Origin of the sequence: Brucella pseudogrignonensis, assembly GCF_002252525.1 — a bacterium.
Classification (GTDB): domain Bacteria; phylum Pseudomonadota; class Alphaproteobacteria; order Rhizobiales; family Rhizobiaceae; genus Brucella; species Brucella pseudogrignonensis.
In genome coordinates this window covers 318,444-343,522 of sequence record NZ_NNRM01000017.1, presented here as the reverse complement: position 1 = coordinate 343,522, position 25,079 = coordinate 318,444, and the positions used below count along the sequence as shown (strand labels likewise).

Sequence of the window (25,079 nt, the reverse complement as noted above, 5' to 3'; positions counted from 1 at the left end):
CACATATGTTGACGGCTTTTGCTTCCAGGGCATCAGTTTTAGGATGCTTTGAGGGGAATCCACTTTCGGCCCTTGAAGTCCGGCTTTTCACAAGCCATATCAGTTGAGTGAAAGATACGCCGAAAGGGTGCTTTCCATAACGGTCGCTTCTTACCAAGGACTGATGCAATGACAAGAATGACTCCGTTTTCGAGCCCTCTATTGCTGGGCTTCGACACAATGGAAAAGACGCTGGAACGGATTGCCAAATCCGGCGACGGCTACCCGCCCTATAACATTGAACGTCTGCGTGGCGAGACGGGATCTGAACGGTTGCGCATTACGCTTGCGGTAGCAGGCTTCGCCAGTGACGATCTTGAGGTCATGACTGAAGACAATCAGCTCGTGATCCGTGGACGCCAGAGCGACGATACCGAACGCGAGTTTCTGCACCGTGGCATTGCTGCCCGTCAGTTTCAGCGCGTCTTTGTTCTGGCAGATGGGATGCGGGTCGTCGGTTGTGATCTGAAAAATGGCCTGCTTGCTATTGATCTCGACAGACCTGAACCAGAACGCCTTATCAAACGTATAAATATAGCAGTGAAGGAATGATCCCGGTTCAGACTGGGTTCATGCTGAAATCGCTATAATGGAATTGTTAAGCTCTTAAGCAGTATGATCGCAAATGATGTGCTGCGAAATTGGAGGCTAAGACCATGGACAGACACATTCTCACTGAACATGAATTCGCTCATCTGGGTGAAGGTGAACTGGCTTACGTGCGCAAGATTCGTTCCGACGATCTTACCCGCAGCTTTCCTGCCCTTCCCCCAATCGCTCCAGGTCTTGAACTCTGGGCGCTGTTTGGAGCCACCGGCGAACCCATCGTTCTTTCCGATGTACGCGCCACCGCGTTGCAGGGCGCGCATGAACACGAATTGCGCACCGTGATGCTGCATTAAGATGCTTTATACAATACCGGCCCATCAAACTGAGCCGGTATTGTTCTGACCTACGTCAATTGATCATTTTGGCGGATTCTGGTGCATGCAGTTCGCATATTGCTCACGCAAACACCACTCATACCAGCTTTTTCCCTTCTTTTTGTAGTTCCTACAAAGAGTTTCAGCCACCTGTCTGCACTCATCGGCACTCGACCGCTTGGTGGTTTGTAATAAGCTTGGTGTTGCACCCGCAAATGCAGGGCCGGAAGCTATCAGAAGCGAAATTGCTACGATTGAAAATCTCTTTGAGAAAACCACGAATACCTCTCACATGTTACATGGATCGCCATAGGGAAATTATCGATATCGAGCGGTTTTAAAAATCGAGAGATCTAGCCATCGATAAATTGGCAGCACAAAAAAACCGCCGTCCATGAAGAACGGCGGTTTTGTTTATGAGAAATTATTAAGCTCAGGCAGCGTTGGTCGCAGGCTGTGCTGTCAGGAATGAATAAAGTGCCTGGGCATCATGGGTGCCGCGCAGCTTGGCAACGGTATCTGCATCGCGCAACATGCGCGCAATACGCGACAATGCTTTCAGGTGATCGGCGCCAGCATTTTCCGGTGCAAGGAGCAAGAAGACGAGATCGACGGGCTGATCGTCCAGTGCTTCAAAATCCACTGGCGTTTCAAGGCGCGCAAAAATTCCTGCAATCTTGTCAATGCTTGCCAGCTTGCCGTGAGGAATGGCCACGCCATTGCCAACCCCGGTCGAACCGAGTCGTTCACGCTGGAGAATTGTTTCGAAAACTTCACGCTCAGGGAGACCGGTCAGTTCCGCGGCCTTTTCAGACAAAATCTGCAAAAGCTGCTTTTTGGAGCTGGCTTTCAGCGCAGGGATAATCGCCCCTGGCTGAATCAGATCACTAAGATCCATTCTCTCCGTTCCTTCTTCAATCAGGCCATCGAAGGCCCGGTTTAGGGAAGCGCACGACAGCGGAAAACTGCGTGCGCTTCAGGTTTGCCGTCAAGCGCGGGGAGCGGCCTGGCGGGTAACCGTCGATGGGTCCACCCAGCCGATATTGCCGTCCGCACGACGGTACACGATATTCACTTCATCATTGCCTGCATTGCGGAATACCAGGACCGGGTTTTCGATCAGGTCAAGTTCCACAACCGCCGACGCTACCGAGAGGGTGCGAAGGGCAACAGACGATTCCGCAACGATAGTCGGTGCGTAATCAACCGGAAGGTCCTCCTCTTCTTCCGGCAGCGGTGCCATAACACGATATGCCACATCATCATAGATCGCATTTGGTGCGGTCGCAGAGCGCGATTTCAAACGGCGCTTGTAACGACGCAAGCGTGTTTCAATCTTGTCTGCAGCCGCATCGAAAGCCAGTTGCGGATCCTGCGCATCTCCGGTGCTCTGCAAAGTGGCACCGCTATCAAGATGCAACGTACAATCCGCGCTGAATCGCGACCCGGACTTGGTGACCGTTACCTGCCCGGAAAAGCCATGATCAAAATATTTGCCGACCGCTTCGTTAACCCGATCAATAATCCGGGTCGTGAAAGCTTCACCGACGTCCATATGCTTTCCAGATACACGCAGAGTCATTTGGTACACCTCATTTGCGTTACACAACAGGACGTAGTCTAACCATAAGGCGAGCGAAGCGCAAAGCGAACCAGCATCAAATCTGCTTTTCGTCCTGTGCTTATTTTAGCCCCGTTTCCTGCAGTCTGAAAAAGCGCCAAGGCCCATTCCCGATCATTGCCATCCACGCGGCCAGTCGAATAATTTTCCGTCATATGTTTTCAACCACATGCCGGAAGGATCGCTGCACATCGTTCTCTTATGTAACGCTGAAAACGCCGAAGCGTTTCCCGAAATATTACCTTGCCTTTCGTTTAAACAATCGGACACCGGTTAACGGTCTTTACGGGTGCATATCGCAATGCGAGCGGGGCTTCTATTGACTGAAACGTAAATTGTCAATCGCAGCTTTTACCAGCCCGATCCTCGCGCGTTGCTCATCCCCCTCCAGTCGAAAATGAATTACCCTGTCTTCGCGAATTAGAATTCACTAAAATTCAGAACAGTTTCATCACGTTAATTCAGATTGGCATTCTTGTAATGCGTGGCGGCAATCTTACGGATAGTCTTTTTCAACCTGCAGACGATCTAGCTTTCTTTTCGCGTCTGCGCTGAACCGATGAAGCAATATTCATCGATTCACGATATTTCGCGACTGTTCTTCGCGCGATATCCACACCGTCCTTTTTCAAGGCATCAACGATGGCATCGTCAGACAGCACGTCATCGGGCTTCTCCGCATCAATCATCTGACGGATGCGATGGCGCACACTTTCAGATGAATGCGCATCACCACCTTCCGACGACGCGATGGAAGCGGTGAAGAAATAGCGCAATTCAAACACTCCACGCGGTGTCGCCATGAATTTGTTTGCGGTAACACGGCTGATGGTGGATTCATGCATCCCCACAGCATCGGCGACGATACGCAGGTTCAAAGGCTTGAGATGGGTCACGCCGTGGCGCAGAAAGCCGTCCTGCTGGCGAATTATTTCCTGTGTCACTTTCAGGATTGTGCGAGCGCGCTGATCGAGGCTGCGTACCAACCAGCTGGCCGACTGCATGCAATCGGACAAGAAGGTCTTCTCCTCAGCTTTTACCGAGGTGCTGACTTCCGCATAATATTCATTGTTGACGATCAGACGCGGCATTGCTTCGGGGTTGAGTTCAATCGCCCAGCCATCGTCGCTTGATCGTGATACCAGTACATCAGGAACGATGACATCTGCGACCGACACTTCAAACTGTGTGCCAGGCTTGGGATCAAGCGCCCGGATCTCGCCAAGCATATCCAGGAGATCAGCCTGATCGACGCCGCAGAGTTTTTTCAACGTTGCAAAATCTCGCCGCGCAAGCAGTTCAAGATTATTGATGAGCGCCTCCATGGCCGGATCAAACCGGTCCTTGAGGCGCAGCTGGATCGCCAGGCATTCACGCAGATCACGCGCGAAAATCCCCGCAGGATCAAAGCTTTGCATCTCGTGAAGCACGCGCTCGACATGGGCCGTTTCAACGCCGAGATTTTGCGCAAGCAGTGAAGTGTCGGCACGCAGATAGCCGCTTTCATCCAAAGCATCGGCAAGTGCGGTTGCGATGAAACGATCAGCAGCAGTGGCGAAAGACAAGGTGATCTGTTCGGCTACATGGGTGCTTAACGAAGGGCGGCTCGCTGTGACCTGATCAATGTCGTAGCTGCCGCCAGCGCCGAAGCTTTCGCCACCGGTCGTTTTCCATTGCGGGTCGAGTGTACTGCTCGCATCGTCACTGCGACCGGGGTCATCGGGGAAGATGTTTTCGAGCGAACTGTCAAAGGTCGACGAGAGATTTTGCGCGTCATCAACCGTATCGGTCTTGAACCAGTCTTCATCGGATGAGGCTTCCGCTGAAGTTCCATCATCGCTGTCACGAGGAGGTTCGGCGTCTGCAAAATCATCATTCGCTGCCTCAATTCTGTCCAGCAGCGGATTTTTCTCGATCTCCAGATCGATGAACTGCTCCAGCTCGATATGCGTCATCTGCAACAACTTGATGGACTGCATCAACTGCGGAGTCATCACCAGCGATTGCGATTGACGAAAATCTAGCTTCGGCGAGAGTGCCATTCGTTGTTTTATTTCCCCGTTTTTGCCCGTGCCAGCCTGTTAGAGCGCCGCTCGCCCTTTTGGGCGCGCAAAGCTCGTTCTAGCACTTTATATTTACAGCACAATTTACCTCAAACTGATTCAAGTTTGAGGAATTATGCTGTAGCCGCTAGCAAAGTCGCCTTTATATGAATTGTTTTCGACCAAGGCGTTCCAATTATCAAAACTGGTATGAACCTTGCTTGTCAATTCAGAATGTGCGTTTTTCGGACAAAAGGGGAAAATAGTCGCAACAATGCCGCGCTTTGCAAAAGCAGCGCAGCAAGCTTCACTCGAAAATGAGAATATGTTCCGGAAAACAATACCGGAACTGTAATTTACAGCGTGAACTGATCACCGAGATAGAGCCTGCGCACGTCGGGGTTGGCGACGATTTCAGCAGGACGACCATGCGTCAGCACCTGACCGGCATGGATAATATAGGCGCGATCAATAAGACCAAGCGTTTCACGGACATTGTGGTCCGTGATGAGCACGCCGATGCCACGGCTGGTCAGGTGACGCACGAGCTGCTGGATGTCCGACACCGCAATCGGGTCAACACCAGCGAAAGGTTCGTCGAGCAGCATGAAATTCGGACGTGAAGCAAGGGCGCGCGCAATTTCCAGACGACGACGTTCACCACCCGACAGGGAAATGGCAGGCGCCTTGCGCAGATGCGAAATATGAAACTCTTCGAGCAGAGCGTCGAGCTCCGTCGCGCGCTTCTTGCGGTCCTTCTCGACCACTTCCAGCACGGCCTTGATATTGTTTTCGACCGACAGGCCACGGAAAATCGAGGCTTCCTGCGGTAGATAGCCAATCCCAAGACGCGAACGGCGATACATCGGCATCGACGTCACATCGTAACCGTCGATTTCAATGGCACCAGCATCAGCCGGGACAAGACCTGTCACCATATAGAAGCATGTGGTCTTACCGGCACCGTTAGGGCCGAGAATGCCAACCGCTTCACCTGCGCGTACGCCAAAAGACACACCGTTGACGACCTGTCGCCCGCGATAGCTCTTGCAAAGTCCACGAGCGACCAGCGTCCCTTTGAGACGTGTCGTCTTGCCAGGCTGAGATGGCATCACACCATCCGCACCCTCAGTAGCGGCTGCATTTTCAGAAATGGCCTGCTGCTCGTCGGCTTTCTTGTTCCAGAACAATCCCACGCGCGCTCCGGTTAGTTGGACTTGGGCGCGCCACCGCCCTGCTGTTGATCCTTGGGAGCCATGATGATCGATACACGACCCTTGCTCTGGCCCTTGCAGCTTTCCAGGAAAGCCTTGCCCGTACCCATATTGGCCGTCAGCTTGCAACCGGTCGCAACATTGTCGCCATCGGTCAGCACGACTTTCTGGCCCTGAAGCACCATGACCTGGCTCTTGCCGTCATAAGTGCCAGTGTCGCCAGTGGCGACCTGCGTGCCCGACTTGAGGTAAACCTTGCCGCTGATTTCAAGGCGATCAATACCTGAGCCGCTCAGACCAGCGGTGCCGCCAGCTGGCTGACCACCTTGGCCCTGCGAGTCTTTGTTATAGAAGACGATCATTTTGCCGGACTTCAGAAGTGCATCGCCCTGAACCACCGAAACATTGCCGGTAAAAATGGCTTTGCCTTCCTTGTCGAGCATTTCGAGCTTGTCAGCATCGATCTTGATTGGGCTCTTGCCGCCGGAAAGCTGGAGGCTGCCAAACGGCACCTGCTGGCCTTCCTGAGCCAGAGCAGAAACCGGCGCAACAACAAGGCCCAGCGCCAAAGCTGCAAATCCCATCCGCAATGTGCGGGTCTTCATGCTCTTGTTCATGTTGCCGGTCTCGCGTTCCATCATTCTCGAGCTCCCCTACAAATCCCATTCCCTGGAATCAGGTCGAGCGTATCAAATCCCTGCTCGACGCATAAACCTGTCCTAAAAGCGTATCAACCTTTCAGGCCAGCACCTCAAGCTATAATTAATCAGCCCCGATCTTAAACTTAACGCAGCCAGATAGAAATATCTGACTGCGCAGAAAAGAAACCAGAACCCGCAGAAACCTGCGTTAAACGATATCTGCTAAGCGCAGACTCTTTAAATTTTTGCCTTCAACACGCCCTGACGGAAAACCAGTTCCCGCTTTTCCGCGACATGCCATCGGTCTTTACCTCCAGTATGTCGTTGTCGGAAAACCGGTTCCCACTTTTCCGCGACATACTTTAAGGCGTGTTGTTGCCCGAAACTGCACCGCCGTCAATGACAACACGCACCTTGTTTTCAAAGATCACGACTTTGCCGCTCTCTTTGATCTGCATGGTGTCGGCACTGATCTGCGTACTACCATTCCGAATTTCAACCGGCTTGTCTGTCGTCACCTGACCGCTTTTGAGATTAACATCAGCGGATCGCATGACAGCATGCAGGCCTTCATTCGTCGTAACAGTAAAATCCTTATCAAGTTGCAAACGACCGTTCGCATTATCGTAAACGCCAGAAGCAGCTTCGACTTTTGCGTTGCCATTATCGCCCACCGGCAACTCCGCAGAAATGCCTTCCAGCGCGATTGCGCCGCTATTCTTGGCATCCTGAATGGCCTTGGCCGCAATCATGGAATAAGGACGATTATCCTTGGTATAACCGTTGAGCTGTGGATTGCTCATGACGAGCTTGCCGCTCTCCCCGCCATTGTTCACTTCCACCTTCACAGGCGCGGCAGGCGTTGCGAGAAACGTGTACCAGGAGAAAACAGCTGCAAGCGCAATGGCCGCAACCGGCAGAGCGGTTTTGAGCACGCGTACGCGGATCGAATGACGCTGGGCAGCCTTAAACAGCGAAGCTGCCTTTTCAGACGCTCCAAAATGCATGCCACCGCCACTCGGTGCTGTTGTGGCAGCTCCCTGCGAAACATGAATATGTGGTGTGTCGGCGCTCATGGTCTTTTTCGATTACTCAATCTGTTAACGCAGCTTTTAGTGCCGCTTTATTGCTCAACTGTTTACAGAAACATCGAGAATGAATTTTTCACCCGACGCTATCTTAGATCAATACGGTTTATTTGGGGTGCATTAGCCTGTCACTCAAGACTAATACACGGCACAAAACACCGCACCTGCCATGCAAAAATGACATGAACATTGCGGAACTGCAGCAAAACTGGCGTTTACAGGCCTCTTAACAATGGTAAAAAGCCGATCACTTCATTGTTAACATATAATAAGCTTATATTATAGCAGCGCTCTCCGGCGAGCAAACTCCTTGCGACAAAATTATTGATAGACCTTGTCGCTTTGCCTATTGCGGGACATAGATAGTAAAAACATCGACAGCACTTCGCTTGAATTATGGATGGATGAGTATGGCTCAGGACGCCGAGGCACTGATCGAAAGACGCAAGCTGCGTAGAAAGCTGACCGTATGGCGCATCGCATTTCTGCTTCTGCTGGCAGTACTCATTGCCGCCATTGCGTCCTACTCCATGCGCGGCCCTAATTTTGCGACACCTCACGTTGCAAAGGTTCGCATCGAAGGCACGATTTTTGAGAATGAAGAGCTTATCAAGCGCCTCAACAAGATTGCCGATGACGATGCTGTCAAAGGCGTGATCCTTATTCTCGATTCACCGGGCGGCACCACCGTTGGCGGCGAATCAATCTATGAAGCCGTGCGCAAAATCGCCAAGAAGAAGCCTGTTGTAACGCAGGTTGGTACGCTTGCAGCATCGGCTGGCTACATGATTGCCAGCGCGTCCGACCACATTATTGCGCGCCAGACCTCCATCGTCGGGTCAATCGGCGTGCTGTTCCAATATCCCGACCTTTCCAAGCTTCTCGATACAATTGGCGTGAAGGTCGAGACGATCAAATCTTCGCCACTCAAGGCAGAACCGAATTATTTCAGCCCTGCAAGCGATGAAGCCAAAAACATGATCCGCAATATGATCATGGATTCTTATGACTGGTTTGTCGGAATTGTTCAGGAACGCCGCTCTTTCACGCATGAGGAAGCGCTGGCCCTGGCCAATGGCGCGGTCTTTACCGGCCGTCAGGCACTGGACAAGAAACTGATTGACGGACTTGGCGGCGAGGAAGAGGCTGTTGCGTGGCTCACCAGCAAGGGCGTATCCAAGGATTTGCCCAAGCTTGAATGGAAAGCAGTCAGCAATGACACCGGTTTTTCGCTGCGTGATCTGATAATTCATGCCGGTGCGCGCCTACTTGGCGTGCCACAGGAAGCCAATGGTATGTTAAAGGAAATTGCCAAAGACCGTATCTTCCTTGACGGACTTCTTTCGGTTTGGCACGTTGACGGAACACCGGGTGTCACTCCGGCAAATAAATGAGTCCTTTCACCGGACAAGAGAAACACAGGGGTTTAAAGCCGTGATCAAATCGGAACTCGTTCAGGTTATCGCCAGCCGTAATCCGCATCTTTTCCAGCGCGATGTCGAAAACATCGTCGGCGCGGTTTTTGAAGAGATCACCAATGCCCTTGCTGATGGCAACCGCGTCGAATTGCGCGGCTTTGGCGCTTTCTCGGTAAAAAATCGCCCGGCCCGCAGCGGCCGCAATCCACGTACCGGCGATACAGTGGATGTTGAAGAAAAGTGGGTGCCATTCTTCAAGACTGGCAAGGAACTGCGTGACCGCCTCAACGGCGCCATCTGATCCATCATGGTGGCAAAGCGCGTCATAACGATTGTTATTCTGGTGCCGTTGGCGGTCATTCTGATCGCCCTTTCGGTGGCCAATCGCGAAACGATTGGCCTGACAATTGATCCGTTCAACCCCGGAAATCCAGCACTGACCTATCAGGCTCCGCTGTTTATCTGGCTGTTTGGTGCGCTTATCCTCGGTGCTTTGATCGGCGCTGCCGTCACCTGGCTTACGCAGGGCAAGCATCGCCGTCGCGAGCGACGCTACAAAAAAGAAGCCTCACAGCTTCTGGAACGTGCGGAATCTGCTGAAAAGCGCCATGTGGCCAACACGGTTTCCAACGTCTGATAGCGACCGTTTTTCTTTTTCACTTTCGTTCTGGCGTCATTTGCCCTACCTAAACCCAAAATAAATCACGGAGTTTCGGGTGAAGGCGCCAAAAGGAAAAGGCAAAAAGCCAACGGGCGGTAAAGAGCAGCGCGGTTTTGGTCGCGCAAAGCACGACGAACCGCGCTCGGCTGCCAAACATGAGAGCAAGCCGGACAACAAGGCTTCGTTCTTCAAGAAGCCGCGTCCGCAATTTGCAAAAGCCACACCAAAGCCTGCTGAAGAAAAGCACATCGCAGCGCCTCAGCGCGAGATCAAAGCTTATCAGGGCGAGCGCCCGGGTGAACGCGCACCCGTCATCCTCGAAACAGAACCGTCCGACGATTATGCATTGCTCGACAGCGGTGATGGCCTCAAGCTTGAGCAATATGGTCCTTATCGCATTGTACGCCCGGAAGGTCAGGCGATCTGGCTCCCAAGTCTGCCGAAAAGCGAATGGGACAAGGCCGATGCTGTCTTTACCGGCAACACCGATGAAGAAGGCATGGGGCGCTGGGCATTCCCGAAACTGCCGCTTGGTGACACTCTGGGTGAAACATGGCCTATGCGGCATGACGGCATATCGTTTCATGGCCGCTTCACGTCGTTCCGCCATGTTGGCGTATTCCCGGAACAGGCCGCGCACTGGTCCTATATGGACAATCTGATCCGCGATGCCGCCAAGTCGGGCCGCACGGTGAAAGTGCTCAATCTGTTTGGTTATACCGGCGTTGCATCGCTCGTTGCAGCACGCGCAGGTGCCGAAGTCACCCATGTTGACGCTTCCAAGAAGGCGATCGTCTGGGCACGAGAAAATCAGGAAATGGCCGATCTTTCCGACAAGCCGATCCGCTGGATTTGCGAAGATGCTATGAAGTTTGTGCAGCGCGAAGAGCGCCGCGGCAGCTTCTACGACATCATCCTGCTTGATCCGCCAGCCTATGGTCGTGGTCCGAACGGTGAAGTCTGGCAGTTGTTCGAACATCTGCCTGCAATGGTCGATACCTGTCGTTCAATTCTCACGCCAAACGCGCTGGCCGTCATTCTGACCGCCTATTCGATCCGCGCTTCCTTCTTCGCCATTCACGAGCTGGTGCGCGACCGTTTCACCGGTCTTGGCGGAACAGTCGAATCGGGCGAACTTATTCTTCGCGAACGTGCGAGCCAACGCGCACTTTCCACATCCATGTTCAGCCGCTGGGTAGCAAAATGAGCCGAAACGACGATTTCTCCAGAAGCGGCAATCATCAGACCGGATCACGCGTGGGCCAGGTGAAGGAAGTCACCAGCCTCACCAATCCGATCGTCAAAGATCTGCGCTCGCTGGCGCTGAAAAAATTCCGCGATCAGCAGGGTGTATTTCTGGCAGAAGGCCTGAAGCTCGTCATCGATGCCTTTGAACAGGACTGGCGCATCAAGACGCTTGTCTTTGCCAAATCCGGTAAAGGCAACAAGATGGTCGAGCAGGTTGCAGCACGCACTTTCGCCAAGGGCGGACTGGTGCTGGAAGTGACCGAAAAGATCATGGCTGCGATCACCCGCCGCGATAATCCGCAGATGGTAGTCGGTGTTTTCGAGCAGCAATATCAGCAGCTTGCAAACCTCAAGCCAAAAGGCAACCATGTTTACATAGCGCTTGATCGTGTGCGTGATCCCGGCAATCTCGGCACTGTTATCCGCACCGCCGATGCAGTTGGCGCCAAGGGCATCATCCTGATCGGCGACACCACCGATCCTTATTCGCTGGAAACCGTGCGCGCCACGATGGGCTCGGTGTTCTCGATGCCGCTTTATAAGACAACGGAAACCGAGTTTCTGAACTGGCGCAAAGGCTTTTCGGGTCTTCTCGTTGGCACACACCTCAAGGGCGCTGTCGATTATCGCACGATCCCTTACGCCAAAAAGCCGGTCATTCTGATGATGGGCAATGAGCAGCAGGGTCTGCCGGAAACGCTTGCTGAAAGCTGCGACAAGCTCGCACGCATCCCGCAGGCAGGCCGCGCAGATTCGCTTAATCTGGCGATTGCCACCGGTGTCATGCTTTATGAAATCCGCCGCGAGGCACTCACTCTCGATGAAAGGTCCAGCGGATGAAGCGTCATGCGGTTTTGTCGTCGTTTCTCGTTGTCATTATCGCAGTCCTGATCGATCAGGGCGTTAAATATCTGGTCGAAACCCGCATGGGCTACGGGCAGCAGATTGATCTGTTGCCCTTCCTGGCACTCTTCCGCACGCATAATGAAGGCATCGCTTTCTCGATGCTGGCATGGCTGCACGATTGGGGACTGGTCGCAATCACCGCTGCCGTCATTCTTTTTGTGCTTTACCTCTGGTGGACCAATCCAGCCAATCGCGTCTTCGCCCGCTATGGTTTTGCACTTGTCGTGGGTGGTGCTATCGGCAATCTGATTGATCGCGTGATGCATGGCTATGTGGTCGATTATATCCTTTTCCACCTGCCGACATGGTCGTTTGCGGTCTTCAATCTCGCCGACACGTTCATCACCATCGGAGCGGCGCTAATCATTCTGGAAGAGTTTCTTGGTTGGCGGCGCGAGAAGAAGGCGGCGCGCTAAATCGCCAATCATTATTGGGATGCGCGTCGAAGCCGTCCCTATTTCCTGCTCGCCGATAGGCGGCTTGAACAGTTTCGGCCTTTCGCATAATTTGTAGCCGAGAATTTAAAAGCGATTTTAAGGGGATAAGGTTCGACAGCCTGAATTGACACATTGGTGACACGGTTCTGTCATCGTCGCGTAGCACTGAATCTGTACTGCTTCGGTTAGAATGGACGTCATGTCCACGCAACCAGGCCGTGGAAAAAGCGGAAACGGTTAGCATTTGCTGAAATACCAGCAAGCACACCGTTCAGGATTGCGTGAACAACAGGATCAGGAGCGAATCATCATGTCAGTACTGCTTGGAATGGACCAGCAAATCATTGATGATACGATCATGTCGGGCATAGAAGCACAACCATCGCTTTTCGCATCTGGAAGCGACCCTATCATTCTGGGACGCATCGGATCGCTGGAAGTAAGACTAGCAAACTCCCGCGACGCAATCGAAGCGGCGCAGGAATTGCGCTTTCGCGTCTTCTTCGAAGAAATGGGCGCCCGCAAGGAAACCATCGAAGAAGTTGAATTAAGAGACGCCGACCGTTTCGACGCCATCTGCGACCATCTTCTTGTTTATGATACCGCATTGCCCGCGCCTGAACATCAGCAGATCGTCGGCACCTATCGCTTGATGCGTAGTGATCAGGCCGAAAAGGCACTCGGTTTCTATTCAGCAGACGAATATGATGTGCAGCGTCTCGCACTTTCACGCCCAAACCTCAAACTTCTTGAGCTTGGCCGTTCCTGTGTGAAGGCTGAATATCGCTCCAAGCGCACGGTCGAGCTGTTGTGGCAGGGTGCATGGGCTTATTGCCGTCGCCATTCGATTGATGTGATGTTTGGCTGTGCATCGTTCCATGGTGCTGTGCCAGCCGCACATGCGCTGGGACTGTCATTCCTGCATCAAAACTGCCGTGCAACGCCTGACTGGGATGTGCGCGCGCTGCCACATCGCTATCAGCCTATGGATTTGATGCCGAAGGAAGCGATCAACACCAAGGTTGCGTTGTTCTCAATGCCGCCACTGGTGAAGGGTTACTTGCGTCTTGGTGCCATGATTGGTGATGGCGCAGTGATCGATGAAGCTTTCGGCACGACCGATGTTTTCATCATCCTGCCGATTGAGCGCATTTCCAGCCGCTACATTACGTATTATGGCGCGGACGCTAACAGGTTTGTATAAAAGAAAAGGCGAAGCTCAGCTTCGCCTTTTCTAATTTCACGCCCTGCCAGCCAATTCCTTCAGCTTATAAACCAGTTCAAGCGCTTCACGCGGCGTCAGCTCATCGGGGCTGATCGCTGCCACAGCCTTTGCCAATTCGCTATCCTTTGCGGCAGCCTGTGGCTTGGGCTTTTCCTGTTGCAACACAACGGAAAACAGCGGCAGATCATCAATCAGCTTGTCGGCCTTACCAGAGGTTTCACCGGCTTCCAGCTGATGCAGCACATCGCGCGCGCGATTAACGACAGCTTCCGGTAGACCTGCAAGGCGCGCAACCTGCACGCCATATGAGCGATCAGCCGCACCCTTTGCCACTTCATGCAGGAAGACGACATCATTGTCCCATTCCTTGACCCGCATGGTGACGTTGAACAGCCGATCGAGCTTTTCAGAGAGTGCCGTCATTTCATGGAAGTGGGTCGCAAAGAGTGCGCGACAGCGGTTCTTCTCATGCAGATATTCCACTGCCGCCCAGGCAATCGAAAGCCCGTCAAAGGTTGCCGTGCCACGACCAATTTCATCGAGAATGACCAGCGAACGCTCACCCGCCTGATTAAGAATGGCGGCAGTTTCAACCATTTCCACCATGAAGGTCGAACGGCCCCGTGCCAGATCATCCGACGCGCCAACACGGCTGAAAAGCCTGTCCACAACACCGATTTGTGCGGAGCCCGCTGGCACAAACGAACCCATCTGCGCCATGATCGCGATCAGCGCATTTTGGCGCAAGAAGGTCGATTTACCGCCCATATTCGGGCCAGTCAGCAACCAGATCGCACCATTTCCACCGTCGTTTTGCGGTGAAAGATCACAATCATTGGCCACAAACGGATTGGCCGCCTGCCGACGCAATGCCTGCTCAACCACCGGATGACGGCCAGCGACGATGTTGAAAGACAAGCTGTCATCAACCAGCGGACGGCAATAGCCCTGCTCTTCCGCAAGAACTGCCAGCGAAGCTGAAACGTCGAATACCGAAAGGGCTACAGCCGCCGCACGAATACTATCGGCATGGCTGACCGCTTCCGCAGTCAGTTCTTCAAAGATTGCCAGCTCAATGGAGAGCGCACGGTCGGCTGCATTGGCGATCTTGCTTTCCAGCTCTGCCAGTTCCGTGGTGGTGAAACGCATGGCATTGGCCATGGTCTGACGATGGATGAAGCGGCCCTTCGCTTCAACCGTATCGGTCATGGTGCCTGAATTATTAGCTGTGACTTCGATGAAATAACCAAGCACATTGTTATGCTTGATTTTCAGCGTTTTAATGCCGGTTTCCTCGATGTAATCAGCCTGAAGCCCAGCAATCACACGGCGCGACTGATCACGCAGCGCGCGCATTTCATCAAGCTCGGCATTATAGCCCTGACGCACGAAGCCACCGTCGCGCTTCAAAAGAGGCATTTCCTCGGCAAGTGCGCGGTCGAGATGGGCAGCAAAGCTGGCAGGCAATGTCTCAATCGCTTCGCGTGCCTGAGCCAGTTCATCAGGCAGAAGTGCGCCTTCAAGAAGCGAGCCAATGCCGTTTGCGGCCTCAAAACCCCGCTGCAAGGCACCAAGATCACGCGGACCACCACGGCCCACCGCCAGGCGCGACAAGGCACGCGGCATATCCGGCACGCCTTTAAGCTCCAGTCGTAGCCCTTCGCAAAGCGCTTGCTCGCTCAGAAACCACGAAACGGCATCAAGGCGCAGCGCAATCGCCTTGGGATCGGTCAAGGGTGCGGTCAAACGTTCTGCCAGAAGCCGTGCACCGCCACCGGTTACCGTGCGGTCGATGGCCTTAAGCAGACTGCCCTCACGATTGCCCGACATAGTGCGGGCGAGTTCGAGGCTTGCGCGGGTGGCGGGATCGATGAAAATCGTGCCGCCTTCCTGCTCGCGTTCAGGTCGCATCAACGGCGGGCGCTCGGCAATCTGCGTCTTTTCGATATAGGCAATCGCACCGGAAATGGCGGAAAGTTCGGAACGGCTGAACTGTCCGAAACCATCCAGTGTCGCAACATTGAAATAGCGCTGGATACGGTTCTCAGCCGCCGCACTGTCAAACAGGGTTGCTGGCTGTGGAATGACAGACTTGCCAATGAGATCAAAAGTCGGACGCAGATCGGCATCGTGAAACGCCGTGTCAGCGACGACCAATTCGCGCGGATCAATGCGTGCAACATCGGCAAAAAGCCGGTCTTCAGTTGTTTCTGACACGCGGAACGTGCCTGTCGAAATATCAATCCATGCAAGCGCCAGCGCGCCGTCGCCTTTGGTGCGGCCAAGCGCCATCAGATAATTGGCTTCCGACGGATCGAGCAGCTTTTCTTCGGTGATTGTGCCGGGGGATACAAGCCGGATCACATCACGGCGGACCACCGATTTGGAGCCACGCTTTTTAGCTTCTGCCGGGTCTTCGATCTGCTCGCAAACCGCAACGCGATAACCTTTAGCGATCAGCCTCTGCAGATAATCATCGGAGGCATGAACCGGCACACCGCACATCGGAATATCTTCGCCCAGATGCTTGCCACGCTTGGTGAGCGTGATGCCCAGCGCTCTGGAAGCTTCTACCGCATCGTCGAAGAACAGCTCGTAAAAGTCGCCCATACGATAGAAAAGCAGCGAATCAACATTCGCGGCTTTGATCTCAATATACTGTTCCATCATGGGCGTGAGGCGAACAGCGGTTTCCTGCGTGGTATTTTCCCCCGCTTCCAACTGTTTCTCTTCGACCTTCGCTTCCATGCTAAACCTTCATTTATTGCGATTTAAATCCATTTAAAGACATAATAATATCGATATCATGCTTTTTTGGATGAATATCTATTCCAAAATGCGCTGTTTACACTCCCACAGACTGACGCTATCGAATTCGTCCCGCAGAAGAAACCGGAGGGAACATGCCAGTCTCGACGCCGAAGGGCAACACGCCAGAACGCACACCCACAGCCAGTGAGAAGGAAGCGCTCGACTTTCACGCTCAGGGCCGCCCAGGCAAGCTGGAAATCAATCCCACCAAGCCAATGACCACGCAGCGCGACCTGTCGCTAGCCTATTCGCCAGGCGTCGCAGTACCCGTTAAGGCAATCGCAGAAAACCCTGCCACGGCCTATGATTATACGGCCAAGGGCAATCTGGTTGCGGTCATTTCCAACGGCACCGCCATTCTGGGTCTTGGCAATCTCGGCGCGTTGGCCTCCAAGCCTGTCATGGAAGGCAAGGCAGTCCTCTTCAAGCGCTTTGCGGACGTGGATTCCATCGATTTGGAAGTCGATACGACAAACATTGATGAATTCATCAATGCCGTGCGCTATCTCGGGCCATCATTCGGCGGCATCAACCTCGAAGACATCAAGGCACCGGATTGCTTCATCATCGAACAGCGCCTGCGCGAAGTGATGGATATTCCGGTTTTCCACGATGACCAGCATGGCACGGCAATTATCGCCGCAGCCGGCATGATCAACGCGCTGCAACTGACTGGCCGCGACATCAAGAATACCAAGCTCGTTTGTAATGGCGCAGGCTCGGCGGGCATTGCCTGTATCGAACTGATCAAGGCCATCGGCTTCCCATCTGAAAACGTCACGCTCTGCGACACCAAGGGCGTTGTCTATCAGGGCCGCGAAGAAGGCATGAACCAGTGGAAGTCGGCTCATGCCATCAAGACTTCCAAGCGCACGCTCGAAGACGCGATGAAAGATGCCGACATCTTCTTCGGCGTTTCGGCAAAGGGCGCGCTGACCAAGGAAATGGTGCGTTCGATGGCGCCAAATCCGATCATCTTTGCAATGGCCAATCCAGACCCGGAAGTCACGCCGGAAGATGTCGCCGAAGTGCGCAGCGATGCAATTGTTGCAACCGGCCGCTCGGACTATCCGAACCAGGTCAACAACGTTCTCGGATTCCCGTATATTTTCCGCGGCGCACTCGATGTTCGTGCCACCACGATCAATGACGAGATGAAGATTGCAGCCGTCTATGCAATCGCGGAACTGGCACGCGAAGACGTGCCAGATGATGTGGTTGCCGCCTATCAGGGCAGCCGCCCGCGTTTTGGTCCGCAATATATCATTCCGGTGCCGTTCGATCCGCGCCTGCTGGCAACCGTTTCGGCAGCTGTCGCAAAAGCTGCAATTGAAACCGGTGTTGCCGGACGTGTGATTGAAGACATTGAGGGCTACAAGCAGGAACTGCTCGCCCGTCGCGATCCGATTGCCTCCACACTGCGTGGCATCTATGAGCGCGTGCGTCGTCAGCCAAAGCGCATCGTCTTTGCCGAAGGCGAAGAAGAACAGGTCATGCGCGCCGCTGTCTCCTACGTCAATCAGGGTCTTGGCACCGCGATTCTGGTTGGCCGCGAAGAGCGTGTTGCAGAAACCGCCAAGGAAGCCGGTCTCGATCTTAACCGTCCGGGCATTGAAGTTATCAATGCGCGACTGTCGAGCCGCAACTCGGCCTATGCCGACTACCTCTATGAGAAGCTTCAGCGCAAAGGCTATCTAACACGCGATTGCCATCGCCTGATCAACAATGACCGCAATCATTTTGCGGCCTGCATGGTTGCCCTTGGCGATGCTGACGGCATGGTAACGGGGATCACCCGCAACTATGCGACCGGTCTCGAAGATGTGCGTCGTGTGATCGATTCAAAGCCGGGCCATCGTCTGGTCGGTGTTTCCATTGCGCTTTGCCGTGGCCGCACCGTGTTCATCGCGGACACCGCAGTCCATGAAAAGCCAACCGCCGAAGAACTTGCCGATATCGCTGTTGAAGCCGCTGGCATGGCACGCCGCATGGGCTATGTGCCGCGTGTTGCACTCACCGCATTTTCGACCTTCGGCCATATGGGCGGCGAAAGCGCAACGCGTATTCAGGAAGCCGTGCGCATTCTCAACACGCGTCACGTCGATTTCGAGTTTGACGGCGAAATGAGTGCTGACGTGGCGTTGAACCCGAAGCTGATGGAGCGTTATCCGTTCATCCGTCTGTCGGGCCCGGCCAATGTCATCGTTACGCCCGACAATCACTCGGCATCGATCGCAGCCAATATGCTTCAGGAGCTGGGCGGTGCAACGATCATCGGTCCGCTGCTGGTTGGCCTCGACAAGCCAGCACAGATTGTCAGCATTGGCGCGAAAGATACCGATATCGTCAATATGGCGGCTATTGCAGCTTATAACGCTGGCAACTGAAAAGACGCATGACAATGTGATAAAGGCCGGGCAATGCCCGGCCTTTTCTTTTCAATGTTCACCATATTTAAAACCGGCTATAGGATAGTTCCGTCAGTTCTCTTCTACCTCTCGTGCTTTGCAAAGCACGAGAGGTAGGTTCAACAATGCATAGCGTCCTTTGTGCGTCCAAACGGACGCACGGCGCTATGGCAAGCCGGACATACAAGCCGCATGAGCGCACACGACCTGAAGCTCGATGAAATCGTCAATCCCGAAACACTCCGCCGCAAGATCAATGAGCTCGCGGATTCGGCCGACGAAAACTACACAAGTATGCCCGTTCGCAAGGTTGTGCTGCAGGCGCTCAAGGATGCTCTGGTGCGCGGTCGCGGCGTTGCGGAAAACATGCTGATGAAGGATGGTGGCGGCACGCTCTGCGCGCGGCGCCTGTCTTATCTGATGGATACGCTGATCAGCTCATTGTTTGAATTTGCCAGCACCAAAGCCTATCCGATGCTTAATCCGTCGAAAGCCGAGAACATGGCGGTTGTGGCTGTTGGCGGCTATGGTCGTGGTGGACTTGCGCCCGGTTCGGACATCGATCTGCTGTTTCTGCTTCCCTATAAGCAGACGCCGTGGGGTGAGCAGGTCGCCGAATATATGCTCTATATGCTGTGGGACATGGGGTTGAAAGTCGGCCATTCCACCCGCAATATCGACGAATGCATTCGTCTTTCGCGCGAAGATATGACAATCCGCACCGCCATTCTGGATGCGCGTTTTATTATCGGCAATCGCGATCTGTTCAGTTCTCTCGTCACTCGTTTTGACGAAGAAGTGGTCAAGGATACGGGGCCTGAATTTATCCAGGCCAAACTTGCCGAGCGTGACAATCGCCACAAGAAGGCGGGCGAAACCCGCTATCTGGTTGAGCCAAACGTCAAGGAAGGCAAAGGCGGCCAGCGCGATCTGCATACGCTGTTCTGGATTGCCAAATATTTCTATCGCGTCAAAAGCAAGGAAGAGCTGATCAAGCTCGGCGTGCTGTCACGAGCCGAATTGCGCCTGTTCAACAAGGCCGAAGATTTTCTCTGGGCCGTGCGCTGCCATATGCATTTTGCAACGCTGAAGGCAGAAGAGCGCCTTTCCTTCGACATTCAGCCGGAAATTGCACAGCGTTTGGGCTATACGGCCCATCCTGGCCAGAACTATGTCGAACGCTTCATGAAGCACTACTTCCTCGTCGCCAAGGACGTCGGTGATCTGACGCGCATTCTCTGTGCGGCGCTGGAAGAGGAACAGGCAAAGCATGTGCCGGGCTTCAACCGCATCTTCCTCACCTTCTCGCGCCGCAAACGCAAGCTTGCCGGAAGCAATGATTTCGTTTCCGAAAACCATCGCATCAACATTGCCGATGCAGATGTGTTCAAACGCGATCCGGTCAATATCATCCGCATCTTCCACCTTGCCGACAAGCTCGGGCTGGAATTTCATCCCGATGCCATGCAGCAGCTCACCCGCTCGCTGAAACTCATCAATTCGGAACTGCGCGAGAACCCGGAAGCCAACAGGCTGTTTCTGGAAGTGCTGACCTCGCCCCGCAATCCTGAGCTCATTTTACGCCGCATGAATGAATCCGGCGTGCTCGGTAAATTCATTCCGGATTTCGGCAAGATCGTCGCGATGATGCAGTTCAACATGTATCATCATTACACGGTGGATGAGCATCTGCTGCGTTGCATTGCCGTGCTTTCCGAGATTGAGCATGGTGAGCTGGAAAACGAGCACCCGCTTTCAAACCATTTGATCACCACCATCAAACGTGATCGCAATCTGCTTTATGTGGCGATGCTTTTGCACGATATCGCCAAGGGGCGACCGGAAGATCATTCGGTTGCCGGTGCACGCATTGCCAAAAAACTTTGCCCGCGTTTCGGCCTTTCGCCGTCGGAAACCGAAACCGTCGAGTGGCTGGTGCGCGAACACCTGACCATGAGCATGGTTGCGCAATCACGCGATCTCAACGACCGCAAAACCATCGTCGATTTCGCCGATACGGTGCAGACGATGGAGCGGCTGAAGCTTCTGCTGATCCTGACGGTCTGCGATATCAAGGGCGTTGGTCCCGGCGTGTGGAACGGCTGGAAAGGCCAGCTGCTGCGCACGCTTTTCTATGAAACCGAGCTGGTTCTGACAGGCGGCTTCTCCAAACTGCCACGCGCCGATCGCGACCGGCAGGCACGCGCAGCCCTTGCCGAAAAGCTTGCCGATTGGCCGGAAGCAGAGCGCGAAGCCTATCTCGGCCTGCATTACACCAATTACTTCCTCACCGTCAGCCTTGACGATCAGGTGCGTCATGCGCATTTCATCCGCGATGCAGACCAGAATGGCCGCGCGCTGGCGACGCTTGCAAAGCCGCATACATTCGAAGCAGTGACGGAAATCACCGTGCTTGCACCCGATCATCCGCGCCTTTTGTCGATCATCACAGGCGCCTGTGCGGCGGCTGGCGGCAACATTGTTGACGCTCAGATTTTCACCACCGGCGACGGGCGTGCGCTCGATACGATCCTGATCAGCCGCGAATTCGACACAGATGAAGACGAACGCCGCCGTGCAGAACGCGTGGGCAAGGTGATCGAAGACGTGCTGTCGGGCAAAGCGCATCTGCCGGATGTACTTGCCAAGCGGACAAAGCCCAAGCGCGGTGCAAAGGCTTTCAAAGTCGAGCCGCGTGTCGAGATCAACAACGCTCTTTCCGACAAGTTTACGGTGATTGAAGTGGAAGGTCTTGACCGGCCTGGCCTTTTGTCTGAACTGACGGGCCTTATTTCTGACCTTTCGCTGGATATTGCTTCGGCGCATATCACCACCTTCGGCGAGAAAGTGATCGACAGTTTTTATGTTACCGATCTGGTAGGACACAAGATTTCAAATGCAACCCGACAGGGCAATATCAGGCGTAAGCTTCTTGCCGTGCTGGGCGGTGAAAACGGCGCCAAAACCAACGGTCGCGCAGCAGCATAGGTTTTTCAGTAAATGAGTTTGGTCAAAAAGTTCGCAACCGTTGCGTCTGGAACGCTGATGAGCCGCATTTTCGGCTTCACGCGCGAAATGTTCATGGCGGCGGCACTTGGCACCGGCCCGGTTGCCGATGCGTTCAATGCCGCTTTCCGTTTCCCGAACACGTTCCGCAGACTATTTGCCGAAGGCGCGTTCAACGCAGCTTTTGTGCCACTTTTCGCCAAGGAAATTGAAAAGAACGGTATGGAAGGCGCTCGTCGCTTTTCTGAAGAAGTGTTTGGCGTTCTTTTCACTGTGCTGCTTTTCATCACCATCGCGATGGAACTCTCCATGCCGTTTATCGTGCGCACGGTCATTGCGCCGGGCTTCACCGACGATCCGGTGAAGTTCGACAATACGGTGCGGCTCGCGATCATCATGTTCCCCTATCTGGCCTGTATGTCGCTTGCGGCCATGATGGGCGGGATGCTGAATTCCCTGCATCGCTATTTCGCAGCGGCCATTGCACCGATCTTTCTCAACATCATCCTGATCGGCGTTCTGGCCTTTGCATGGTGGAAGGGTTATGACGCGCTGGCTGTTGGTTATGGGCTATCCTGGGGTGTGATGGCGGCGGGTCTTGTGCAACTGGCAATCGTCTGGATCGCCGTGCGCAATGCAGGCATCAAAATCGGCTTTCGCCGTCCGCGTCTTACCACCAATGTCAAACGCTTGCTGATACTGGCGCTGCCTGCGGCAATCACCGGCGGCATCACGCAGATCAACCTGCTGATCAACACCAACATCGCATCGGGCATGGAGGGCGCGGTTTCCTCGCTCGTTTATGCCGACCGCATCTACCAGCTGCCACTTGGCGTCGTGGGTATTGCAGTTGCAACCGTGCTTCTGCCGGAATTGTCGCGTGCACTGCGCGGTGGGCATATGAAGGAAGCCTCAAACCTGCAAAACCGCTCGGTCGAGTTCACGCTGTTCCTCACGCTTCCTGCAGCCGCGGCCCTTCTGGTGATGTCGGAACCGATTGTGCGGCTTCTGTTTGAACGCGGTCAGTTCAGTGCCGAGTCAACACTTGTGGTTTCAAACATTCTGGCGATCTACGGCATCGGCCTGCCAGCTTTCGTGCTGATCAAAGCCTTCATTCCGGGTTTCTTCGCGCGCGAAGACACACGCACACCGATGATTTTCGCTGCAATTTCCGTGGTTGTGAATGTCTCACTGGCCATCACATTATTTCAGCGCATGGGACCAAGCGGTATTGCGATTGCAGAAATCACCGCTGGCTGGGTCAATGCAGCGTTGCTTTTTGCAACTCTGGTGAAGCGTGGTCATTGGGGCAACGATATTCCTTTGCTCACCCGTATTCCGCGTCTGCTGATTGCAGCCGGTGTCATGGCCATCGGCATTCATTTTGCTATCGGCTATTTTGCTCACGAGCTTTCATCGGCATCGTCCTTTGGCGTGCGTGCTGGAACCGTCACGGCCATGGTTGTGGCAGCAATGGTCGTCTATTTCGGGCTGGCTTTTGGGCTTGGTGGTGCAAACACCGGCATGATCCGCCGCAACATCAAGCGTGGCGCTGTCAAGAAAGAGCCTGAGAGCGAAGTATAATTCACTCTTGAAAGGCCGCTATGCCTCTGCGAAAAGACGTCCATTAAAAACACCTTCGCTCTCCACCGGCGAAGGCCAACATCAGGATTACATCATGAGCACGTTCAAACCGCTTGTCTTCTCCGGCGTTCAACCGACCGGAAACCTTCACCTTGGTAATTATCTGGGTGCCATCAAGCGGTGGGTAGAGGTTCAGGAGACGCAGGAATGCATCTACTGTGTGGTAGACATGCATGCCTTGACCGTATCGCCCGATCCAGCCGAGTTGATCCAGTCAACCCGTGAAGTGACGGCCGCCTTCCTCGCCGCCGGTATCGACCCCAAGCGAAGCATCGTCTTCAACCAGAGCCGCGTGATGCAGCACGCCGAACTCGCATGGGTGTTCAACTGTGTGGCGCGCATCGGCTGGATGAGCCGCATGACGCAGTTCAAGGACAAGGCTGGCAAGGACCGTGAAAATGCGTCGCTTGGTCTCTTCGCTTATCCAAGCCTGATGGCTGCCGACATTCTGCTTTATCGCGCAACCCATGTGCCTGTTGGCGAAGACCAAAAGCAGCATCTGGAACTTACCCGCGACATCGCGCAGAAGTTCAACAACGACTATTCCGACCGCATTGCTTCGCTTGGCATCGGTGTGGACATGCAAGTTGGTGACGAACAGGTTTCAGGCTTCTTCCCGCTGACCGAACCGATGATTTCGGGTCCGGCCATGCGCATCATGTCGCTGCGTGACGGCACCAAGAAAATGTCGAAATCCGACCCGTCGGATCTGTCGCGCATCAACCTGATTGATGACGAAGAAACCATCAACAAGAAGATCCGTAAGGCCAAGACCGATTCCGACGGTCTGCCTTCGGAACTGGATGGTCTGAGCGGTCGCCCTGAAGCAGATAACCTCGTCGGCATCTATGCAGCGCTTTCATCGAAATCGAAGCAGGATATTCTGGGCGAATTTGGTGGGCGTCAGTTCTCCGAATTCAAGGCAGCACTTGCCGATCTGGCTGTTGCGAAACTATCGCCAATCACCCATGAAATGCGTCGTCTGGTGGCTGATCCTGCCTATATCGACAGCGTTCTGAAAGATGGCGGAGAACGTGCAGGCGTGATTGCTGAAGCAAACATGCGCAATGTGCGGGACATCATCGGCTGGCTGCAGAACTGATAATAACCGCTTGTAATATTCTGGCGCTGCCTGCTTGCGGGCGGCGCTTTGCAATGCCACATTATCGCCATGGTATCAAAACGACTTAGCCGGGAAGCCGGCCACCGCCGCAAGTTTCTTGCCGTGATTGACGAGACGCCCGAATGCGGGCGTGCCGTTGCCTATGCTGCGCGCCGCGCGAAAAACTCAAACGGCGCGCTTGTCATGCTTTTCGTCATCGACAATTCAGATTTTCAGCAAATCCTGGGTGTAGGTGAAATCATGCGCGCCGAAGCTGAAGAGCGCGCGCGTTCGACGCTTGAAAAATTCGCCGCCAAAGTGCGCGAAGAACAGGGCATCGAGCCTGAGCTGATCATCCGTGAAGGTCGCATCTCTGACGAGCTGCCGAACCTCATTGAAGAAGATCAGGACATTGCAATTCTGGTGCTGGCAGCGGGATCAGGTAATGAAGGCCCCGGCCCTCTCGTGCAGTCTCTGGCCAATCGCGCCCAATTCCAGATTCCTGTCACCGTCATTCCAGCCGGTCTTTCGGATGAAGACATTGATGCGGTGACATAATCACCCTATATTGATCGTAACGCGCATGCGCCCTTTGAGATGAGGCTTGCCTTAATGCGCATCCATGCTTACGAAAAGCTTCTGATA

Annotated in this window: 21 protein-coding genes; 14 read left to right on the top strand and 7 right to left on the bottom strand. The window is 54.0% G+C overall.

Annotated features, from left to right (window positions below; all coding sequences use genetic code 11):
• Window positions 1-168: 168 nt before the first annotated feature.
• Together CEV34_RS08200 and CEV34_RS08195 are read left to right on the top strand one after the other, a co-directional pair.
• Complete coding sequence (locus CEV34_RS08200; RefSeq protein WP_007873293.1) at window positions 169-591, top strand: Hsp20 family protein; 423 nt, start codon at window positions 169-171, stop codon at window positions 589-591.
• 104 nt (window positions 592-695) lie between these two features.
• Window positions 696-941 (top strand): BQ00720 family protein, encoded by a 246-nt coding sequence (locus CEV34_RS08195; protein ID WP_007873282.1) that lies wholly within the window; start codon window positions 696-698, stop codon window positions 939-941.
• A 454-nt stretch (window positions 942-1,395) separates the two neighbouring features.
• Here CEV34_RS08195 and ptsN read toward each other — a convergent pair whose 3' ends face one another.
• From ptsN to lptC, 6 genes are all read right to left on the bottom strand, one after another.
• On the bottom strand, window positions 1,396-1,860 hold the full coding sequence (ptsN, locus tag CEV34_RS08190; protein WP_007873280.1) for a PTS IIA-like nitrogen regulatory protein PtsN: 465 nt from the start codon (window positions 1,858-1,860) through the stop codon (window positions 1,396-1,398).
• A 90-nt stretch (window positions 1,861-1,950) separates the two neighbouring features.
• Entirely contained in the window at window positions 1,951-2,544 is a 594-nt protein-coding gene (hpf, locus tag CEV34_RS08185; protein ID WP_094543512.1) for a ribosome hibernation-promoting factor, HPF/YfiA family, read from the bottom strand.
• Window positions 2,545-3,095: 551 nt separating this feature from the next.
• Window positions 3,096-4,625: an RNA polymerase factor sigma-54 gene (rpoN, locus tag CEV34_RS08180; RefSeq protein ID WP_007873277.1), complete on the bottom strand. Its 1,530-nt coding sequence runs from the start codon at window positions 4,623-4,625 to the stop codon at window positions 3,096-3,098.
• 356 nt (window positions 4,626-4,981) lie between these two features.
• The gene (gene lptB / locus CEV34_RS08175) at window positions 4,982-5,821 is read right to left on the bottom strand and encodes an LPS export ABC transporter ATP-binding protein (protein ID WP_007873267.1); all 840 of its coding nucleotides are present in this window, start codon (window positions 5,819-5,821) and stop codon (window positions 4,982-4,984) included.
• Window positions 5,822-5,832: 11 nt separating this feature from the next.
• Window positions 5,833-6,477 carry an LptA/OstA family protein gene (locus CEV34_RS08170; RefSeq protein ID WP_039859483.1) on the bottom strand — a complete coding sequence of 215 codons (645 nt, stop codon included), beginning with the start codon at window positions 6,475-6,477 and terminating at the stop codon, window positions 5,833-5,835.
• 365 nt (window positions 6,478-6,842) lie between these two features.
• On the bottom strand, window positions 6,843-7,556 hold the full coding sequence (gene lptC, locus CEV34_RS08165; RefSeq protein WP_039859444.1) for an LPS export ABC transporter periplasmic protein LptC: 714 nt from the start codon (window positions 7,554-7,556) through the stop codon (window positions 6,843-6,845).
• Window positions 7,557-7,978: 422 nt separating this feature from the next.
• Here lptC and sppA point away from each other — a divergent pair, with 422 nt between their 5' ends.
• From sppA to olsB, 7 genes are all read left to right on the top strand, one after another.
• Complete coding sequence (gene sppA / locus CEV34_RS08160; protein ID WP_007873254.1) at window positions 7,979-8,962, top strand: signal peptide peptidase SppA; 984 nt, start codon at window positions 7,979-7,981, stop codon at window positions 8,960-8,962.
• 40 nt (window positions 8,963-9,002) lie between these two features.
• Entirely contained in the window at window positions 9,003-9,287 is a 285-nt protein-coding gene (locus CEV34_RS08155; protein ID WP_007873253.1) for an integration host factor subunit beta, read from the top strand.
• Between the two features lie 6 nt (window positions 9,288-9,293).
• Window positions 9,294-9,623, top strand: coding sequence for a lipopolysaccharide assembly protein LapA domain-containing protein (locus CEV34_RS08150; protein ID WP_007873251.1), 330 nt, complete (start codon window positions 9,294-9,296; stop codon window positions 9,621-9,623).
• 79 nt (window positions 9,624-9,702) lie between these two features.
• Window positions 9,703-10,854, top strand: a complete 1,152-nt coding sequence (locus tag CEV34_RS08145) for a class I SAM-dependent methyltransferase (RefSeq protein ID WP_007873249.1) — start codon at window positions 9,703-9,705, stop codon at window positions 10,852-10,854.
• A complete protein-coding gene (locus tag CEV34_RS08140) occupies window positions 10,851-11,735 on the top strand; it encodes a TrmH family RNA methyltransferase (RefSeq protein WP_007873248.1) in 885 nt (294 codons plus the stop codon). Before CEV34_RS08145 ends, CEV34_RS08140 begins: the two co-directional genes overlap by 4 nt.
• The gene (gene lspA / locus CEV34_RS08135) at window positions 11,732-12,217 is read left to right on the top strand and encodes a signal peptidase II (RefSeq protein WP_007873245.1); all 486 of its coding nucleotides are present in this window, start codon (window positions 11,732-11,734) and stop codon (window positions 12,215-12,217) included. Before CEV34_RS08140 ends, lspA begins: the two co-directional genes overlap by 4 nt.
• Before the next feature lie 331 nt (window positions 12,218-12,548).
• Window positions 12,549-13,442: a l-ornithine N(alpha)-acyltransferase gene (olsB, locus tag CEV34_RS08130; RefSeq protein ID WP_171379993.1), complete on the top strand. Its 894-nt coding sequence runs from the start codon at window positions 12,549-12,551 to the stop codon at window positions 13,440-13,442.
• Between the two features lie 36 nt (window positions 13,443-13,478).
• Here olsB and mutS read toward each other — a convergent pair whose 3' ends face one another.
• A complete protein-coding gene (mutS, locus tag CEV34_RS08125; RefSeq protein WP_094543509.1) occupies window positions 13,479-16,211 on the bottom strand; it encodes a DNA mismatch repair protein MutS in 2,733 nt (910 codons plus the stop codon).
• Window positions 16,212-16,366: 155 nt separating this feature from the next.
• Here mutS and CEV34_RS08120 point away from each other — a divergent pair, with 155 nt between their 5' ends.
• From CEV34_RS08120 to CEV34_RS08100, 5 genes are all read left to right on the top strand, one after another.
• Window positions 16,367-18,661 carry an NADP-dependent malic enzyme gene (locus CEV34_RS08120; RefSeq protein ID WP_007873238.1) on the top strand — a complete coding sequence of 765 codons (2,295 nt, stop codon included), beginning with the start codon at window positions 16,367-16,369 and terminating at the stop codon, window positions 18,659-18,661.
• 213 nt (window positions 18,662-18,874) lie between these two features.
• Complete coding sequence (locus CEV34_RS08115; protein WP_007873235.1) at window positions 18,875-21,670, top strand: [protein-PII] uridylyltransferase; 2,796 nt, start codon at window positions 18,875-18,877, stop codon at window positions 21,668-21,670.
• Between the two features lie 12 nt (window positions 21,671-21,682).
• Entirely contained in the window at window positions 21,683-23,272 is a 1,590-nt protein-coding gene (murJ, locus tag CEV34_RS08110) for a murein biosynthesis integral membrane protein MurJ (protein WP_007873233.1), read from the top strand.
• 94 nt (window positions 23,273-23,366) lie between these two features.
• Window positions 23,367-24,434, top strand: a complete 1,068-nt coding sequence (gene trpS / locus CEV34_RS08105) for a tryptophan--tRNA ligase (RefSeq protein WP_007873231.1) — start codon at window positions 23,367-23,369, stop codon at window positions 24,432-24,434.
• Window positions 24,435-24,503: 69 nt separating this feature from the next.
• Window positions 24,504-24,992: a universal stress protein gene (locus CEV34_RS08100; RefSeq protein ID WP_007873229.1), complete on the top strand. Its 489-nt coding sequence runs from the start codon at window positions 24,504-24,506 to the stop codon at window positions 24,990-24,992.
• The last annotated feature ends 87 nt before the right edge of the window (window positions 24,993-25,079 follow it).

Bases quoted from the DNA above. Each gene is read 5' to 3' on its own strand.
- CEV34_RS08200 (WP_007873293.1), top strand. From the start codon at position 169: ATGACAAGAATGACTCCGTTTTCGAGCCCTCTATTGCTGGGCTTCGAC.
- CEV34_RS08195 (WP_007873282.1), top strand. From the start codon at position 696: ATGGACAGACACATTCTCACTGAACATGAATTCGCTCATCTGGGTGAA.
- ptsN (WP_007873280.1), bottom strand. From the start codon at position 1,860: ATGGATCTTAGTGATCTGATTCAGCCAGGGGCGATTATCCCTGCGCTG.
- hpf (WP_094543512.1), bottom strand. From the start codon at position 2,544: ATGACTCTGCGTGTATCTGGAAAGCATATGGACGTCGGTGAAGCTTTC.
- rpoN (WP_007873277.1), bottom strand. From the start codon at position 4,625: ATGGCACTCTCGCCGAAGCTAGATTTTCGTCAATCGCAATCGCTGGTG.
- CEV34_RS08170 (WP_039859483.1), bottom strand. From the start codon at position 6,477: ATGGAACGCGAGACCGGCAACATGAACAAGAGCATGAAGACCCGCACA.
- lptC (WP_039859444.1), bottom strand. From the start codon at position 7,556: ATGAGCGCCGACACACCACATATTCATGTTTCGCAGGGAGCTGCCACA.
- sppA (WP_007873254.1), top strand. From the start codon at position 7,979: ATGGCTCAGGACGCCGAGGCACTGATCGAAAGACGCAAGCTGCGTAGA.
- CEV34_RS08150 (WP_007873251.1), top strand. From the start codon at position 9,294: ATGGTGGCAAAGCGCGTCATAACGATTGTTATTCTGGTGCCGTTGGCG.
- CEV34_RS08140 (WP_007873248.1), top strand. From the start codon at position 10,851: ATGAGCCGAAACGACGATTTCTCCAGAAGCGGCAATCATCAGACCGGA.
- lspA (WP_007873245.1), top strand. From the start codon at position 11,732: ATGAAGCGTCATGCGGTTTTGTCGTCGTTTCTCGTTGTCATTATCGCA.
- olsB (WP_171379993.1), top strand. From the start codon at position 12,549: ATGTCAGTACTGCTTGGAATGGACCAGCAAATCATTGATGATACGATC.
- mutS (WP_094543509.1), bottom strand. From the start codon at position 16,211: ATGGAAGCGAAGGTCGAAGAGAAACAGTTGGAAGCGGGGGAAAATACC.
- CEV34_RS08120 (WP_007873238.1), top strand. From the start codon at position 16,367: ATGCCAGTCTCGACGCCGAAGGGCAACACGCCAGAACGCACACCCACA.
- CEV34_RS08115 (WP_007873235.1), top strand. From the start codon at position 18,875: ATGAGCGCACACGACCTGAAGCTCGATGAAATCGTCAATCCCGAAACA.
- murJ (WP_007873233.1), top strand. From the start codon at position 21,683: ATGAGTTTGGTCAAAAAGTTCGCAACCGTTGCGTCTGGAACGCTGATG.
- trpS (WP_007873231.1), top strand. From the start codon at position 23,367: ATGAGCACGTTCAAACCGCTTGTCTTCTCCGGCGTTCAACCGACCGGA.
- CEV34_RS08100 (WP_007873229.1), top strand. From the start codon at position 24,504: ATGGTATCAAAACGACTTAGCCGGGAAGCCGGCCACCGCCGCAAGTTT.